This is a genomic window from Lactococcus formosensis, assembly GCF_018403745.1.
Classification (GTDB): domain Bacteria; phylum Bacillota; class Bacilli; order Lactobacillales; family Streptococcaceae; genus Lactococcus; species Lactococcus formosensis.
The window spans coordinates 169,521-185,375 of the sequence record NZ_BOVP01000001.1; the positions used below are offsets into that span (position 1 = coordinate 169,521).

Here is a 15,855-nt window from a genome sequence, read left to right on the forward strand (position 1 = left end):
ATCAGACTTGAGTCCTAGTTTGAGGTTCTTTCTTCATAATTTTCTTATTTTGACCAATCTATCCCTTTTTGTCCTGTCTTTTCCAAAAAGCTATTAGCTTTCGAAAAGGGCTGTGAGCCAAAGAACCCCCGCGAGGCAGAAAGAGGTGAGGGGTGTGCGGACTCAAGTACCAAATGCTTAGAAGAATCAATCAGCTTAGCTTTCTTCCGTGCATCACCACCCCACAAGAGAAAGACTTTTGGGCGGTCATCATCCGAAGCAATTTTTATTATCTCATCAGTCAAGGGTTCCCATATTTTCCCCTTATGGGCGTTGGACTTCATTTCGGGGACAGTAAGCACAGCATTGAGCAATAAGACCCCTTGCTCAGCCCAATGTGTTAAATCTGAATCCTCCTTATCAAAACCCTCGCTTTTAAGTTCTTTCTGAATATTGACAATAGAGTCTGGTCGATTTACCACGAAGGAAGCTGGGTAGGAAAAACTAAGTCCCTGAGCTTTGCCCGGCTGTGGATAGGGGTCCTGCCCCACCAGTATAACTTTGACATCAGCTAAGGCGGTCAATTCAATCGCTCGAAATATTTTATCCTCAGGTGGATAAACATTGCCTTGAGAATAAACGTCATTGATAAAATCAACAAGTTCTGAAAAGTATTCCTGAGGTAATCTTTCCCTTAAAGGTGCACTCCAATCCGTTTTTTTCATTGTTCTTCCTTCTCTTTCGTTTTAATTTGTACATATTGGCGCAATACGGTTTTTAACTTTTCTGGGGAGGTTTTACGAAAGTCGCTAAGATAAATCTCGCGATGATGGAAATCTTTGTAGATAAGTTCATAACCCTCTTCTGCAGCAAATTTCGCCATCAAGGAAAAAGTTTCAGCTTCATCGTCAAAACTCCCCTTGTGCATGGTTTGAATACAAAGACCGTCTTTAATCTTTTCATGTTTCACTTGAGAAAAATCTTGTTTTTTCTTTAATGCTGTCTCTTTTTTCGCCCACTCAACAACCTCCTCGGTTACAAATTCTGGCATCCGAATCATTATTTTCCAAATCAGTTCTTCTTTACGCAGTGGTTCATTGGCTTCTGGAACTGTCTTACTTGTCCACAAACCCTCCAAGGGGGGCACAACAAAACGGTAAAAATGAGGAATGACTATGTTTTCTCTTTTGTAGGACATCGAAATAGCATATGCTATAGGGTAAAGTGATGCTATCGCCTCTTGGAAAACTGCATCTGCTGGTGCACCGTGCCCAGAGACAGTCAGATAAGTCATCTCAGGTACAGTAATTACTTCAATTTTTTTAGGAAAATAAAACTCTTTTTCAGTCTTTTTAAAATCTACTTTTATAGAATCTGTCATTATTTGGTATCGGAAATAAGCAGGAAAATCATTTCTAACTCTTCTACTTTCCTCTCCTTTCTTAGTCGCTGCCGAATCCCTGTCACGCTACGTATAAATACAAGGTTGTTAATAATATTATTATAACATTTATCTTACTTGTTTAAGTTCTAACATAGGCTTTATCCAAACTTCTTTTATGTTTTTAGAGTAAAAAAAAATCCTATCAGCAGACAGGAATATTTTTTTGCAATTAAGAATTAGCCCAATTTAGCTGCCAAACGTGATTTGTCACGTGAAGCTTTGTTAGCGTGGATAAGACCTTTTGATGCAGCTTTGTCGATTGCAGAGCTTGCAGCTTTGAATGTGTCTTCGCTTGGTGCAGTTTCAAATTTTTTGATTGCAGTACGCATTGCAGATTTTTGTTGTGAGTTGCGTTCGTTAGCAACAACGTTCAATTCAGCGCGTTTGATTGCAGATTTGATATTAGCCATTATTTCCTCCAAATTTTTGTAATACCTATAAATTATACAGGATTTTTAGCTTTTTAGCAACTGTTTGTCAAAAGAAAATTGAAATATTTTTCTTTTTTCTTGTGTCAATTTGCATATTGCTATTTACATTTTATAGAATGGTGCTATAATATGAATATGAAATTAGATGAAAATCCATGGTTGACAGATGCCGAGTTTATGAGTTATGTTGGTCACTTTCTTGAAATGCCGGAACTGAAACAACTTGATGAAATCACACATCACTATACTTCGACACGTTTGATTCATTCGATTAAAGTAAGTTATGTGAGCTATTTAGTTTGTAAAAAGATGGGCTGGAATGCAAAATCTGCAGCCCGTGCGGGTCTTTTACATGACCTTTTCTACTACGATTGGCGCGACACTAAATTCAACAAAAGTCACGCCTATGTTCATCCTCGCATTGCTGCACGTAATGCGGCAAAAATTACTACTCTTTCAGATCTTGAATATGATTGTATTGTCAAACATATGTGGGGTGCCACAATTGCGCCACCACGCTATAAAGAAAGTTGGGTTGTTACCTTAGCAGACGATTATGTCGCAATGACTGAGGGCGTAGAAACTGCACGTTTCAAATGGAAAACGCGCAAATACTTTAAACGTCACCTTCCAATTTGAACTATTAACATAACAATAGTTCATGAGAAGCATATAACCAGTGGTTATATGCTTCTTTTTATTTTTCAGACTTTTTATAGGGTTTAGCACTTTTTACTTCCCACACAAAAAAGCTCTCTGGGAAGAAGAGCTTTTTGGCCATGCATTGGCAAATATGTGAAAACTATAAACCGAACTGGATACGATTTATAGCTTTATTTTATCACGGTAAACTAAATGAAGGAACTAATTATACTTCAAGTTTAGAATTCCAAAAATTCTACGAACTAAATAGGAAGCGACAATAACACTGATATGCATTAATTTCCTGATTGGTTAAAGATAAAAACCACACTGGCAAGGTGTGGTCTAATTCAAAGTATTAAAAAATTTGTGCTATGTATTGTGTTATTTTGCCTTATTTATTATATCATCAAGTCATGCTGTTATTTCCTCATGAAATATAAAGTTTAAAATATTAAAAAAGACACCTGCTCTTGTCTAGCAAGTGTCTCATCTTTGAAGAACTTCATTATAGCAAAATAATTTGTAGTTTGCCTCTCATAATAGCGATGTTTAAAATCTTAAAATATTCATCTACATAATAAAAAATTTATCTTTCAACCAAAATCTTACAATACATTAAAATTCAAAGCAACTTTATCTTTTCTTAACTATTCCCATGTTATAATATTGGTAAGCTTATCGTTCGTAATTATTTACTCAAATTTTTGGAAAGGGGGCCTAATACTATGAGTCTTTCAAAAGAACAACGCGTGCATGATTTGGCCTTATGCATATTAAATAATGTCAATATGACTGAAGGTTTATTCTCTGCATTAGAAAAGGCAAACGAATTATCTGTAAGTGATGCTTATCCTAAAAAATATGCTGTTGCTTACACGGTATTAACGCAAAAACTCCAAAATGAACTCACTGATTTTGATGATATAACTTTCTAAGGCTAAAAGTGAAAATAAAAAAGACGGGTTTAAATCCGTCTTTTTTTATTTAAAAATCGCAAAATCTTCTTCTGTTAACCCAATCAACGGGTCAAAAGATCCAGAATTAACTAAATCTGTTGTTAAAAAAGGATTGTTCTCATATGAGGTTAATGCGAGATTTTCTTCAGGAAAAAGCGAAATTTCCTTCGCTTGGGGCTGATTGACTCGTCCAGATACCTTGCTCTTGGACTCTTCCAAAGTATTCTTCACTTTTTCGATAGACTCTGATTTACCAGAGAATCGCTCCTTCAAGTAAGTTTTCCGGTTGGCACTTTCCTTTTGCACAGCTTGTGCGAAAGCCTTTTGCTCCCCAATAAGAATCAAACTTTGTCTAGCTCGCGTAATCGCTGTATACAAAAGGTTGCGCTCAAGCATTCTGGAGTAAGATGAAACCATCGGAACCACAACTGTTGAGAATTCACTCCCTTGTGATTTATGAATAGACATTGCGTAAGCCAAAGTTATTTTATACCACTCTGCTCGAGGATAGCAGACTTCCTGGCCATCAAAATCCATTACAATTTCATCTTGCTTACTTTCTGTGTGTTTTGCTGGGATAAGTTCAACAATTTTCCCTAAGTCACCATTAAAAACATTATTTTCTGCATCATTGACCAGATGGAGAACTTTATCCTCCTCTCGAAAATGGATATCCTGATAATTAAACTCCTGACGCTGCTCAAGAGGATTGAACAATTCTTGCAACAAACCATTTAAGGTGTTTATACCAGCTACACCTTTATACATAGGGGCTAGAATCTGTAACTCGAAAGGATTATTTCCTCTTTTTTTCCACGCAGTTGCCACTTGTGTCACGAGATTAGCAACTTGTCCTGTTCCAGCTTCAAAATAGGAACGATCAGGATGACGACTTGTAAAGTCTTGAGGCAAATGTCCTTCCTTAATCTCATGAGCAAGATCAATAATCGTTGATTCTGCGCCTTGGCGGAAAATTTTATCTAATCTGACTGAAGGTACATCGGGAAGCTTAAGTAAATCTGCAAAGACTTGCCCAGGCCCAACTGATGGCAATTGGTCAGCATCCCCTACAAAGAGGACCTTCATCGACGGTGGAATAGCTTGTAAAAGTTTATTTGCCAGCCATGTGTCTACCATTGAAAATTCATCTACAATCAGGAGAGAACCTGCCAAATCATTGCTTTCCATATCTATCGCTTCATCCGTATTTAAGCCTAAATGGCGATGAAGTGTTGCTGCTGGTAAACCAGTGAGTTCATTCATACGGCGACTTGCTCTGCCTGTGGGTGCAGCAAGAAGAATGGGAAAGACATCATCATGATAATGCCCAGGATCTAAATCAATATCGTGAAGCTGTGCATAAGTTTCGATAAAACCATTGATAATCGTAGTTTTGCCTGTTCCTGGTCCACCAGTTAAAATAAAGAACTGACTGTTTAAGGCCTGAAAAATAGCTTCTTTCTGCAGCTTATCATATTGAATACCTAGCTTAGTTTCCACTTGTTCAATATTTTTCAATATCTTCTCATCTGAAAAAGATTGCGCACTGCGTCCAATAAGTTTTTTGAGGTATTCACTGATGCCTTGTTCAGCAAAATAAAGAGAATTTTCAAATATTTTGGTTTCTTCTTGTTGCATTTTACCATCTTCAAGAAGATGGTTGATTTCTTCAGCCACAATTTCTGGATTAACTTCTATCTGACGTGCTTCTTCCAAAAGTTGAATCGTTTGCTGCAAAAGGTCACGCGCTTCAATATAGGTATCACCCGTAACTAAAGGTTGTGTTTTCACTATATGCATCAATCCTGCTCTAAAACGGTCGCTACTATCGGCCGCAATACCCAATTCTTGAGCGATTTGATCCGCTGTTTTAAAGCCAATACCTTTGATATCTTCAACCAATTGGTAAGGGTTTTTAGCAATAATCTCTAAAGTTTGATCTTTATAAAGCTCATGAATTTGAAATTGAAGCTTGCTGGGAATACCATATTCTGCAAGCTTCGATAAAATCTTTTCCACGCCATGGTTGTCACGCAGTCTTTTAATAAAGGAATTTTTCTTTGCTAAGGGAAGAATGTCATCCAATTCTTCTGGCTTACTTAAGATACTATCAACTGTTTCGTCAGGAAAAAGAGCCACTATTCTTTCTGCAGTCTTTTTACCAATCCCAGGAAATTTATCAGAAGAAAAGTATTTGATTAGTCCCGCAGCACTGGTCGGCACAGCTTTTTCATAAGTTTCAACTTGAAGTTGTTCCCCATATTTAGGGTGTGTGGTGAGCTTGCCATAGAAAGTATAGCTATCGCCTTCTATTAACTCTCCAATTGTTCCGGTCACAACAATTTCGTAATCTTCATAATCACTATTGGTATCATCTACTTCTAGTAAAAGTACTTTATAAAAATTACTGGGATTACTAAAAAAAATAGCTTCAATTGTTCCGGTAAAATATATTTTTTCCGTCATAACACTTTATTCCAGTGCGTCATCTCAAAACTTTGGCCATTCGTTTCTAAAACCGTCACACTATTATTAGATAAGCCCCCAGCTGTACGTAGCTCTTGTACCGGAAAGCCAGCTAAGTGTCGCATCCCAGCTGTACCTGAGGCACCATGACCGACCAATAAAATATTTTCAGCCTCCTGATTTTTGAGGTCACTTGCTAAACTATCAAAACGTGCTAAAACATTAGCAACTGTTTCGGCTCCAAAATGGCGCCCATCAAAATTTTGCAATTCATTACGAGAAGCAAACATTTCATCTGGGTACTTCAAGAGTGCATCTGCAACCAGTTGTCCTTCCAACTGACCAAAGTTCCATTCAGAAAGACGAATATCTGTATTTACAGGCAAAGCAGTTAACAATTTTGCGGTCGTCACTGCTCGCGGTTGTGGACTAGAAATGACTTTATCAAATTGCACCATTTGTCCCAGTCTTTCATTTACCCGAGCTATTGCCTCATAGGATTCCGGCAAAAGAGGCGAGTCGCCTTTTTGCCCTTGGAGTCTTTTTTCAAGGTTCCATTGTGTTTTACCATGTCTTACAAAATAGATTTTCATTTTAATTCCTGAATTTCTTTAATTATTTCTTCTGGTTTTTTACCCTTAGTTTCAATGATAATATCCGCTACTTCCTCGTAGAATTTTTCGCGCTGTATAAACAATTGCTCTACGGCTTGCATTGGTTTCAGAGCCAATGGGCGCTTATTCTTTTGATCGGAAAGAATACGTTCGTAGAGCGTTTCAAAATCCGCCTTGAGATAGACAACATTTTTCAGCTTTTTCAAACAATCACGATTTTCTGCAAGTTGAACAATGCCTCCACCAGTAGCAACGTTAAATCCTGAAAGTACGGCTGCTTCAAGTGTTTCTCTTTCAATTTGTCGAAATTTAGCTTCGCCATAATCCTGAAAAAATTGCAAAATGGGCATTCTAATCTCTTGTTCAATGACTTGATCAAGGTCAATAAAATTTTCCTGATCAAGAGCCCTTGCGATCGTCGATTTTCCTGCGCCCATAAACCCAATCAACACTACTGCCATTGTCCTTCCTCCTTGTTTGTTCCAAGTAAATCTTTCAGATCATCAAAGAAAGTTGGATAACTTGTTTGAATGGCTTGACTTCCTTCTAAAACAACTTCTCCTTCGTGTACAAGAAGCGCTGCAATTGCTGTCATCATACCGATACGATGGTCTCCGTGCGTATCGATGACCTTATGAGGCGCGTGAAGGTTTGTCTTTCCTCTAATCCTCATCCCATCCGCTGTGGGGGTAACTTCAGCTCCCATCGCTTTTAAGATATCCGATACTACTGAGATGCGGTCCGTTTCCTTGACACGGAGTTCTTCCGCATCTGCAATAACCGTTTCGCCCTCAGCTTGTGTAGCCAAAAGAGCAATAATCGGCAGTTCATCAATCAATCTTGGAATCAAATCCCCCGATATTCGGGTTGATTTTAATGTACTATAACGAATCTTGAGCGTAGCAGCTATTGCAGTTTGATTATAAATTTCAACTTTTCCACCCATAGCTGTCACAACATCAAGTATTCCTGTTCGTGTGACATTGATACCGACATTTTGCAGCTCAACATTGCTTCCTGGAATGATTAAAGCAGCAACAATCCAAAAAGCTGCTGAGGAGATATCTCCAGGCACTGTAACTTCTCGACCTTCTAACTTTTGTCCCCCTCTTATTCGGATACGCTTTCCCGATACTGTAAGTTTTCCACCAAACTGCTGAAGCATTTCTTCGGTATGGTTTCGTGTCAACTCTTTTTCCACAATTTCTGATACTTGATTGCTCTTTGTTTGGAGTGCGGCAAAAATCAAAGCTGACTTCACTTGTGCAGAGGCTACAGGCAGCTGATAGTTAATAGCCTGAAGATGTCCTCCTTGTATCTTTAAAGGCGGTAAGCAAGCTTCTCCTTGACCAGATATTTTTGCACCCATTAATTTTAATGGGTCCGCAACCCGATCCATCGGACGACGAGAAAGTGAAGCGTCACCAATCAATTTTGTTTCAAATTCTAAACCAGCGAGAATCCCCGACATTAAACGCATTGATGTCCCTGAATTTCCCATGTCTAAGGGCTTATTCGCAGGTTTTAAGCCCTCAAAACCTTGACCCTGAATATAGATTATCCCATCCTTATCGTCAATTTTGACACCCAAGGATTGGAAAGCCTGTATCGTAGCTGTAACATCCTCAGCACGTAAAATACGGTTTACCTTCGTCTGACCATGTGAAATCGCCCCAAACATTATGGAGCGGTGAGAAATTGATTTATCCCCAGGAACAGTAAGTTTACCTGTGAGTGATTTTGCCTTTGTTTCGAGTTTCATTGTGATTCAAACTTTCTTCTCTACGATTTATCTTCTATTATAGCACAAGTCAAGCAGTACAATATTGTATTGTTTTTCTTAATCCGCTAACAAAAAAACCACTGCGCACAGGTGGTTTTTCAGTTTTTAGCTTTTAAATATTCCTCTTTCGTCAATGTCCAATAGTCACACAGGACTGAATGTTCCACTTTTGCCATGTATGTATAAACTTGGCCCATTTTTCGCATCCCTATCTTTTCCATTACACGTCCTGATTTTGGATTCTCTGCATCATGTTCTGCAATAATCACCTTTACATCAAGCACGTTAAAAGCTAGATCCCTGAGCGAAGCTGCAGCCTCTGGCATTAGCCCTCTTCCCCAAAAGTTACGGTTAAGTACCCAGCCAAATATAGCTTGATCTCCGTCTAGCCTTAAATCAATGGTACCAATCATTTTTTGGCTCCGCTTGTCCACTATCGCCCAGCAAAATAAACGCTGTGGAATAAAGTAGTCTACAATGCTTTCCTCTGTCATAGATAAATCTTTGTGCACAGGAAATGAAACATAGCGTGCAACTTCTGGATCGCTCGCGTATTCGAAAAGGTCTTCTTTATCCGCAAGTTCCACTTTTCTAAAAATTAAACGTTCGGTTTCAAATTTTTGATGTTGTGCAAGCAGCACCAGTTTATTATTCATTTTTTTCCACCTCAACGGATGTTCCTACGCCTAACTCTGAGCTTATCTTAATACTAAAGTCAAGACGATCTAAAATAAGTTTTGTTAAGTACAGTCCTAGACCAGACGCTTTATAATGTCCGCGACCATTATAGCCTGTAAAACCATGCTCAAATATTCGTGGCAAATCTTCGGGTAAAATCCCTATTCCTGTATCGCTTAACACAATTTTATCTTCTTCGATACTAATTGTTAAACTGCCTTCATCTGTATATTTTATAGCATTATTGAGTAATTGCTCTATTGCCAAACTAAACCATTTGCGATCTGTGGTAATTTCCCAATCCCCTGAAATAGTGACGGATAAATTCTTCTGAATGAAGAAGCTACTGTATTTTTTAAGTAGTTCTCGCAAAAGCTGGGCAACAGAAAATTTTTCAAAATGAAAATCTGTTGAAATATTAGATATTCGTTGGTATTCCAATAACATCTTCAAATAATTATCCAAAGCGAAAGTTTGATTTTTTAATTCGATCGGATTTATCTCTGTTTGTGCCATTAAATCAATCGCTGCCAAAGGTATTTTCATTTGGTGAGACCAAACCTTGATAATATCTTCTGTTTCCTTAATGTGCTTTTCTTTTGCTCGTAGATTCTCTTCCAAATCCCAAAGCTCATGTTTCAAATCGCATAAGATTGCTTCTCTATTCGCCCATCTAAAATATGAAGAAACCAAGTAAATCACAAAGACAATCAAAGCAAGGATAGTTGCATTGATGAGAGATTCAATCGGAAGATGCCAGAGTAAAAAGTTACTCACAAAGATAAAAAGCATCACCAGAAACACACCGATTTGGGCAATTTTTGTCTGTAAAAAGCGTTTTATTTTACTCCAAGGCATAGCCTACACCTCGCTTCGTTACCAAATGTGCAAATCCAATTTCTGCCAGTTTTTTACGTAAACGTGTCATTTTTACATTTAATGTATTACTATCGATAAACTCATCTGTTTGCCATAGCTCTTGGAGAATGGCTTCCTTGCTTACAACAGCTCCATTGGCCCTAAAAAGAACACTCAGAATCTTGTTTTCGGAAGGTGTGAGATCAATCTGACTTTCTCCTGATTTTACCATGTTGTCAGATAAAATGAAGCCAGCAAATTCTAATTTCTCAGGACCAGAAAAGTTATAAGAACGACGCAGCAATGCCTTAATTTTAGCCTGTAAGATATCCAAGGAAAAAGGTTTTGTTACAAAATCATCAGCCCCTTGATTCATAGCTGTTACTTGGTTCATATCATCACTCATAGACGAGATAAAAATAATCGGAATTTGTGAAACTTTGCGTAACTCTGTTGTCCAATAAAAACCGTTATAAAATGGTAAACCGATATCCATCAGTACTAAGTCCGGATCTGCTTCCAATATTTCCTGCTTAACTGCCCGAAAATTTAAAACAGAATAGACCTGAAATTCACTTTTTAAGACATTAGTCAACATTTTAACAATTGTTTTATCATCTTCCACAATAAAAATTTTGGGCATTTTTTCCTCCCGAACTTTCGAATCAGCTATTTTTTGTTCGTTTTTTACTATCAAATTTTCTTTCTCCTATTATAACATATAAAAAAACCAGATGATTCCATCTGATTTTTAGTAAAATGTTGTAAAGCCATAATAGCCTAAACCAACAATGATAAGAAGCGAGAGGATATGTAAACCTATGGCTAAGGACTGTAAAAGTCTGATGTCCTTGCACGACTTAATCTTTCTTTGAACAAATTGAATGATTCCCCAGACATACCAGGCACAGAAAGTAAGAACAGTAAGTGAGCCACCAAGGACTAGTAAGTAATAGGGTATTTTTTCCATTTATTTTTTCTCCACGATATTGTAGTACACGCGGCTTGTTCCTTTGTAGATTAACCAATAAACAAAGGCTAAAGCAGCAATGGTTCCTAAGCTGACCCATAGAATTAATTGGCTATCCATGATTCCGAATATTTCAATAAGCTTACTGATCATGATGTAAGCAAAGCTGAAATGTACGATTGTCATAGCAATTGGTAATAAGAAAATCATGCTTACTTGTGACTTGATTGTCTTAGAGACTTGTTCTTTTGACAAACCTACTTCTTGTAGGATCTTGAACGAACGTTTATCTTGTACACCTTCTGATAACTGTTTGTAATAGATAATTAGAGCAGCACCTAAGATAAAGCTAATACCAAGAACTAAGCCAATAAAGACAAAGGCACCAATACCAGTTTTAACTTCTTTTAGCTCATCCGAGCGGAAACTAATCGTATGATCGCCATCATTATTTTGGAAGATTTTTGTTAATTTTTCTTGATCTTTTTCGGCAATATCAAAGTTAACTGTCACAGATGGTGTCGCTTGATAAGATTGGTCTCCATCATTGTTAGCTTTATTATAAGCATTAAGAGCTTGATGTAGGGCTTCATCATTTGGGAAGATAAGAAGGAGCGGTGTTGCTATATTCATCATAATAGGATAATTTTTCAAATCCTGACTAGCCATGATGTCATTCACTTCATACTTAGTTCCAAACCAGTTAAATTCTTTTAGTTTTGGATAAGCGCCTAAGTAATCAACTATATTAATTTGATTATCAGAAAGCTCCGCAACGTTTTCATTCAAGTTTTTCAATGTTTGTAACGTTGTCATTGAAAACTGAACGGCTGTTTTTTGGTCACCTGTTGGAGAAATATTTAAAGTATTTTCTCCTGCTTTTTGACCATCACCCATTAAAAATTCAACACTTAAAGCTGTTGAAATATTTGATACATCTACGCCAGCTTGGTCCGCTTTTTCTTGTAAGTTTTGAGCCAGCTGATTGCCTGTTTGTGCTTGCGAATAAACTGTATATTGGCCCTCTTTTGGAAACGAACGTTCTACAGTTTGCGTTGTTCCAAAGAAAATACCAATTGTAACCACCAATGTCACTAAAGTCATTGACAAAAGAATGGTGATATTCGCTAAACCAACGGCATTTGCTTTCATACGGTAAAGCATTGAACTAATCGTGATAAAGTTTTGAGGCTTATAATAAGAATTACGTTTTTTACGCCATTTTAAATACCAAACAGTAAAGCTAATATAGAAAAAGTATGTTCCCAAAATTACAGAAAGGACTGCAAGGAAGAAAGTTGACAAAGCTTTAACTGGATTGTCAACATTTAGAGCTAGACCATAACCAACAACAAGTAAAACAATACCAATCAAGGCCATGAAAATATTTGACTTAGGTTCTTTCTCACCTTTAGATGCTTCTCTTAATAAGTCAAGACTTGATGACTTCCAAATGATAAATGTACCAATAACAAGAAGAACGGCAAAGAAGAGTAAGAAAATTGCTGCCACCGTTAAAATAGAAGCTGGGGTAATTGCCAAGTTAAAATTACTTTCACCAATCATATTGATAAAAATGAGGAAAAGAAACTTAGAGAAAGCAATTCCAACGATTGTACCAATAATAACGGTCGCAATATAGCTCATCACAAGTTCAAAGAAAGAAACAAGAGCAATTTTCTTCTTACCCAGCCCTAAAATATCGTAAAGGCCGAATTCACGTGACCGTTGCAACTGTAGGAAACGATAACTATAAATGAGAATTATCCCGCCAAAGATAGCCAAAATCCACATCGCAAAAGACATCATCTGCCCTACTGCTGCACCACCCTTCATTTTTTCCAAGGAAGGAGATTGCGCAATTGATGCAGTAACAAAGAGTAAAACAAACATCGTCACACTCGCCACAAGGAAAGGCGCAAATGATTTCAACCCTTTTTTCAGATTTTGGACTGCCAGTTTAAAACTAAGCATTATTCGCTACCTCCGTTTCACTTGGATCTGATGAAGCACCCAAGAATGAAGTCATGGACAAAGTAATTTCTTTTGCAAACTCTGTTGATGATTTATCACCACGGTAAAGCTGATGATAGAGCATTCCGTCTTTAATGAAAAGAACACGTTTTGCGTGACTTGCAGCTAAGCTTGAGTGAGTAACCATGATAATTGTTTGACCAGCATCATTGATATTTTCGAAAAGTTCGAGCAGACTCTCTGAGTTTTTATAGTCCAAAGCAGCTGTTGGCTCATCTGCCAAAACGAGATCTGGCTGAGAAATCAAAGCACGCGCCACAGCCACACGTTGTTTTTGTCCCCCAGATAATTCAAAAGGTTGTTTTTCTAAAAGGGTCTCGATATTTAACTTAGGCGCTAAGCTTTCCAGACGTGCTTTCATTTTTTTTACCGGTGCCTTAGAAAGTACCATCGGAAGATAAATATTATCCCTTACAGATAATGTATCCAAGAGGTTGAAATCTTGGAAGACAAAGCCAAGATGCTCACGACGGAAAGCTGAGATATCTTTGTCTTTAATGGCTGTAATGTCACGGCCTGAAAGTAAAACTTGACCTGCTGTTGGTTTTTCCAAGGTTGATAAGATATTCAAGAGCGTTGTTTTACCTGAACCTGATTCACCCATAATAGCAATGTATTCACCTTCTTCAACAGAAAAATAAATATCAGCAAGAGCAGTTGTTTCTTCCTTTGAAAAGCGTGTTTTGAAAACTTTTTTGATATGTTTAACTTCTAATAGCATTTTTTCTCCCTTATAACATTTGAATGATTAATTTAATTTATCTTTTGCTTTACTTGGCAAGTCATTTTTTTGAACTTCTTCCCAATTTGTTATGCCTTTTGTTTTATTGTCTGTCACTTTAAGATAAGCCTCTTTACGTAAGTTATGGGTTGCTGTGAATGAAACATCTTTAGCTTCACCATTTTTGTCATAAGAAGGGAGTTTGTATTCATAGGACACTGTACGATCACCTGAATCACTTTTCCCAACTTTTTTCGAGCCGTCTTGTGTGATTTTCACGTAACGTTCTGTTCCTCCGTAGCTTGATTTGTACCATCCATACCCCAGACCACCAATAACTACTGCAAGAGCAAGTAAGCCAAATAATACTTTTTTCATATTTTTACCTCTTTCCTACTAGGTTTTTTCTTAACCCTACACTTTTATTCTAACAAATTATATTTTCTGCAAACTTACACTTTTGTAATAAAAAAAACTAGTCCTTATTTTTAGGACTAGTTTTTATTTCATCAGTAGTTTTTTATGCGTTCCTTATAATTTTGAAAAGCCTCATGTAACTCTCGAAAACTATCGCTTGAAAATTTATCACAGATTTCTTGTGCTAATATTGTAGCAACAACATTTTCCATTACTACTCCTGCCGCTGGCAGAGCGGTCGGATCAGAACGTTCGACATTCGCTTTATAAGGTTCATGCGTTTGAGTGTTGACAGACATGAGAGGCTTATATAGGGTCGGTATCGGTTTCATGACACCACGAATAATAAGATCCTCACCATTCGTCATGCCCCCTTCAAAGCCACCAAGATTATTACTTTTTCGGCTATAGCCTGTTTGCTCTGACCAAAGGATTTCGTCCATGACCTTACTCCCTTGACGTCGACCTGCTTCAAAACCAAGACCAAATTCTACACCCTTAAAGGCATTAATAGAAACAACAGCAGCTGCAATTTTCGCATCTAATTTACGATCAAAATGTACATAAGAACCTAGACCTGCTGGTACATTTGTGGCACGCACCTCTACAATTCCGCCTATCGTATCACCAGCTCTCTTTATTTCATCAATATAAGAACGGATTTCCTCAGCTCTCGAAGTATCGACAATGGATAAATCATTTGCACCAGCTTTTGCTTTGATTTCGCTCACAGAGAGCTCTGGAAGTTGTGCGACGACATCTTTGCCTCCAAAGTTAACCACATGATAAGCCAAATCGATATCAAGCTGTTTCAATAATATTTTAGCAACAGCGCCTACAGCTACCCGCATCGTAGTTTCACGTGCAGACGAGCGTTCTAGCGTATTCCGTAAATCCTCAAATTCGTACTTCATACCTCCTACTAAGTCGGCATGACCCGGTCGAGGTTTTGTCAATTTTCTTTGTCTCTTCACTGAATCATCGACTTCTTCTGAAGCCATAATTTCTGTCCAATGTGAAAAGTCACGATTGGTCACATTGAGTGTAAGCGGACTGCCCAAAGTTTTTCCATGACGTAGCCCACTGGTAATTTCTACTTGATCAGACTCTATTTTCATGCGACCACCGCGTCCATATCCCCCTTGACGACGCTTCAACTCAATATTAATATCAGAAGCTTGAAGCGGAAGCCCCGCTGGCAAGCCTTCAATAATGGCAGTCAAACGTGGACCGTGTGATTCACCTGCTGTAAAAAAGCGCATCTTAAGCCTCCATTATTTTTTCATAGATTGGTAGTAAGTCATCGATGGTTTCAAGCATTTCTTGTAATATTACATCGTCTTGCTGCCCATCAAAACGTTCAGCTTGCCAAACTCTACCAATCTCTAACTCTGATTTTTTTACATTTTTCAAACGGGTAACGAATTCTTCAAAATGATTATTTTCATAAAATTCAGGCTTGGTGTGATCTTTAGATAGAACAAAATCCTTGGGTAAAGCAATCTTCGAACTCATTTTTTGAGCATAGATTGCTTGTCTTTTGGGTTGATCGATGATCGAAAGGTAGATAAAGACATAATCTTTCCAGATACCTAATTGGAAATGGGGCTCCATTTTATAACCACGTTTTTGTGTTCCAATAGCTGACCATGTATTCTCAGGAGCATTGCTTGTCCGACGACGATGCTGTGCAATGTGCAAGTAAAACTCCTGTTCTGGGAAAGATTGGTTCACTCTTTCTTTTAGCTGTTCTCCTATATCCATAAAAATAGGTTGAATTTCAGCACGCACTCCTTGCATACGCATTTCTAATCCTTCTATATCGAAGATTTCAAACGATTCTTTTCTAAACATATTTC

18 protein-coding genes are annotated in these 15,855 nt (G+C 37.7%); 2 read left to right on the forward strand and 16 right to left on the reverse strand.

From position 1 onward, the window contains the following. Positions 1 to 44 precede the first annotated feature (44 nt). From KJS37_RS00835 to rpsT, 3 genes are all read right to left on the reverse strand, one after another. On the reverse strand, positions 45 to 704 hold the full coding sequence (locus tag KJS37_RS00835; protein ID WP_096368589.1) for a uracil-DNA glycosylase: 660 nt from the start codon (positions 702 to 704) through the stop codon (positions 45 to 47). Continuing rightward, positions 701 to 1,360, reverse strand: coding sequence for a GyrI-like domain-containing protein (locus KJS37_RS00840; protein WP_213495455.1), 660 nt, complete (start codon positions 1,358 to 1,360; stop codon positions 701 to 703). The genes KJS37_RS00835 and KJS37_RS00840 overlap by 4 nt, the downstream gene beginning before the upstream one ends. 239 nt (positions 1,361 to 1,599) lie before the next feature. Then, a complete protein-coding gene (gene rpsT, locus KJS37_RS00845) occupies positions 1,600 to 1,833 on the reverse strand; it encodes a 30S ribosomal protein S20 (RefSeq protein WP_004259004.1) in 234 nt (77 codons plus the stop codon). Positions 1,834 to 1,983: 150 nt separating this feature from the next. Between rpsT and KJS37_RS00850 the strand changes: the two genes are divergently transcribed. Next, positions 1,984 to 2,493: an HD domain-containing protein gene (locus tag KJS37_RS00850; protein WP_017368896.1), complete on the forward strand. Its 510-nt coding sequence runs from the start codon at positions 1,984 to 1,986 to the stop codon at positions 2,491 to 2,493. Between the two features lie 731 nt (positions 2,494 to 3,224). Beyond that, positions 3,225 to 3,434 (forward strand): hypothetical protein, encoded by a 210-nt coding sequence (locus tag KJS37_RS00855; RefSeq protein WP_017368895.1) that lies wholly within the window; start codon positions 3,225 to 3,227, stop codon positions 3,432 to 3,434. Positions 3,435 to 3,479: 45 nt separating this feature from the next. Here the strand turns inward: KJS37_RS00855 and recD2 are convergent, their stop codons facing one another. The 13 genes from recD2 to KJS37_RS00920 form a co-directional block, all read right to left on the reverse strand. After that, complete coding sequence (recD2, locus tag KJS37_RS00860; protein ID WP_213495457.1) at positions 3,480 to 5,921, reverse strand: SF1B family DNA helicase RecD2; 2,442 nt, start codon at positions 5,919 to 5,921, stop codon at positions 3,480 to 3,482. Beyond that, positions 5,918 to 6,514, reverse strand: coding sequence for a histidine phosphatase family protein (locus tag KJS37_RS00865; protein WP_165711388.1), 597 nt, complete (start codon positions 6,512 to 6,514; stop codon positions 5,918 to 5,920). Before KJS37_RS00865 ends, recD2 begins: the two co-directional genes overlap by 4 nt. After that, positions 6,511 to 6,996 (reverse strand): shikimate kinase, encoded by a 486-nt coding sequence (locus KJS37_RS00870; RefSeq protein ID WP_213495459.1) that lies wholly within the window; start codon positions 6,994 to 6,996, stop codon positions 6,511 to 6,513. Before KJS37_RS00870 ends, KJS37_RS00865 begins: the two co-directional genes overlap by 4 nt. Beyond that, positions 6,987 to 8,297: a 3-phosphoshikimate 1-carboxyvinyltransferase gene (gene aroA, locus KJS37_RS00875; protein WP_213495461.1), complete on the reverse strand. Its 1,311-nt coding sequence runs from the start codon at positions 8,295 to 8,297 to the stop codon at positions 6,987 to 6,989. The genes KJS37_RS00870 and aroA overlap by 10 nt, the downstream gene beginning before the upstream one ends. Positions 8,298 to 8,416: 119 nt before the next feature. After that, a complete protein-coding gene (locus KJS37_RS00880; RefSeq protein ID WP_213495462.1) occupies positions 8,417 to 8,974 on the reverse strand; it encodes a GNAT family N-acetyltransferase in 558 nt (185 codons plus the stop codon). Then, positions 8,967 to 9,854 (reverse strand): sensor histidine kinase, encoded by an 888-nt coding sequence (locus KJS37_RS00885; RefSeq protein WP_096368596.1) that lies wholly within the window; start codon positions 9,852 to 9,854, stop codon positions 8,967 to 8,969. Before KJS37_RS00885 ends, KJS37_RS00880 begins: the two co-directional genes overlap by 8 nt. Then, positions 9,841 to 10,497: a response regulator transcription factor gene (locus KJS37_RS00890; protein ID WP_026063776.1), complete on the reverse strand. Its 657-nt coding sequence runs from the start codon at positions 10,495 to 10,497 to the stop codon at positions 9,841 to 9,843. Before KJS37_RS00890 ends, KJS37_RS00885 begins: the two co-directional genes overlap by 14 nt. Positions 10,498 to 10,605: 108 nt before the next feature. After that, entirely contained in the window at positions 10,606 to 10,824 is a 219-nt protein-coding gene (locus KJS37_RS00895) for a hypothetical protein (protein ID WP_165713182.1), read from the reverse strand. Continuing rightward, on the reverse strand, positions 10,825 to 12,798 hold the full coding sequence (locus KJS37_RS00900; protein ID WP_213495464.1) for an FtsX-like permease family protein: 1,974 nt from the start codon (positions 12,796 to 12,798) through the stop codon (positions 10,825 to 10,827). It abuts the gene before it with no gap. Next, on the reverse strand, positions 12,791 to 13,579 hold the full coding sequence (locus KJS37_RS00905; RefSeq protein WP_213495466.1) for an ABC transporter ATP-binding protein: 789 nt from the start codon (positions 13,577 to 13,579) through the stop codon (positions 12,791 to 12,793). Before KJS37_RS00905 ends, KJS37_RS00900 begins: the two co-directional genes overlap by 8 nt. A gap of 27 nt (positions 13,580 to 13,606) precedes the next feature. After that, entirely contained in the window at positions 13,607 to 13,957 is a 351-nt protein-coding gene (locus KJS37_RS00910; RefSeq protein WP_096368600.1) for a YxeA family protein, read from the reverse strand. 131 nt (positions 13,958 to 14,088) lie between these two features. Further along, on the reverse strand, positions 14,089 to 15,258 hold the full coding sequence (gene aroC / locus KJS37_RS00915) for a chorismate synthase (protein ID WP_213495468.1): 1,170 nt from the start codon (positions 15,256 to 15,258) through the stop codon (positions 14,089 to 14,091). Between the two features lies 1 nt (position 15,259). Further along, positions 15,260 to 15,850 (reverse strand): DUF1054 domain-containing protein, encoded by a 591-nt coding sequence (locus KJS37_RS00920; RefSeq protein WP_213495470.1) that lies wholly within the window; start codon positions 15,848 to 15,850, stop codon positions 15,260 to 15,262. Positions 15,851 to 15,855 lie beyond the last annotated feature (5 nt).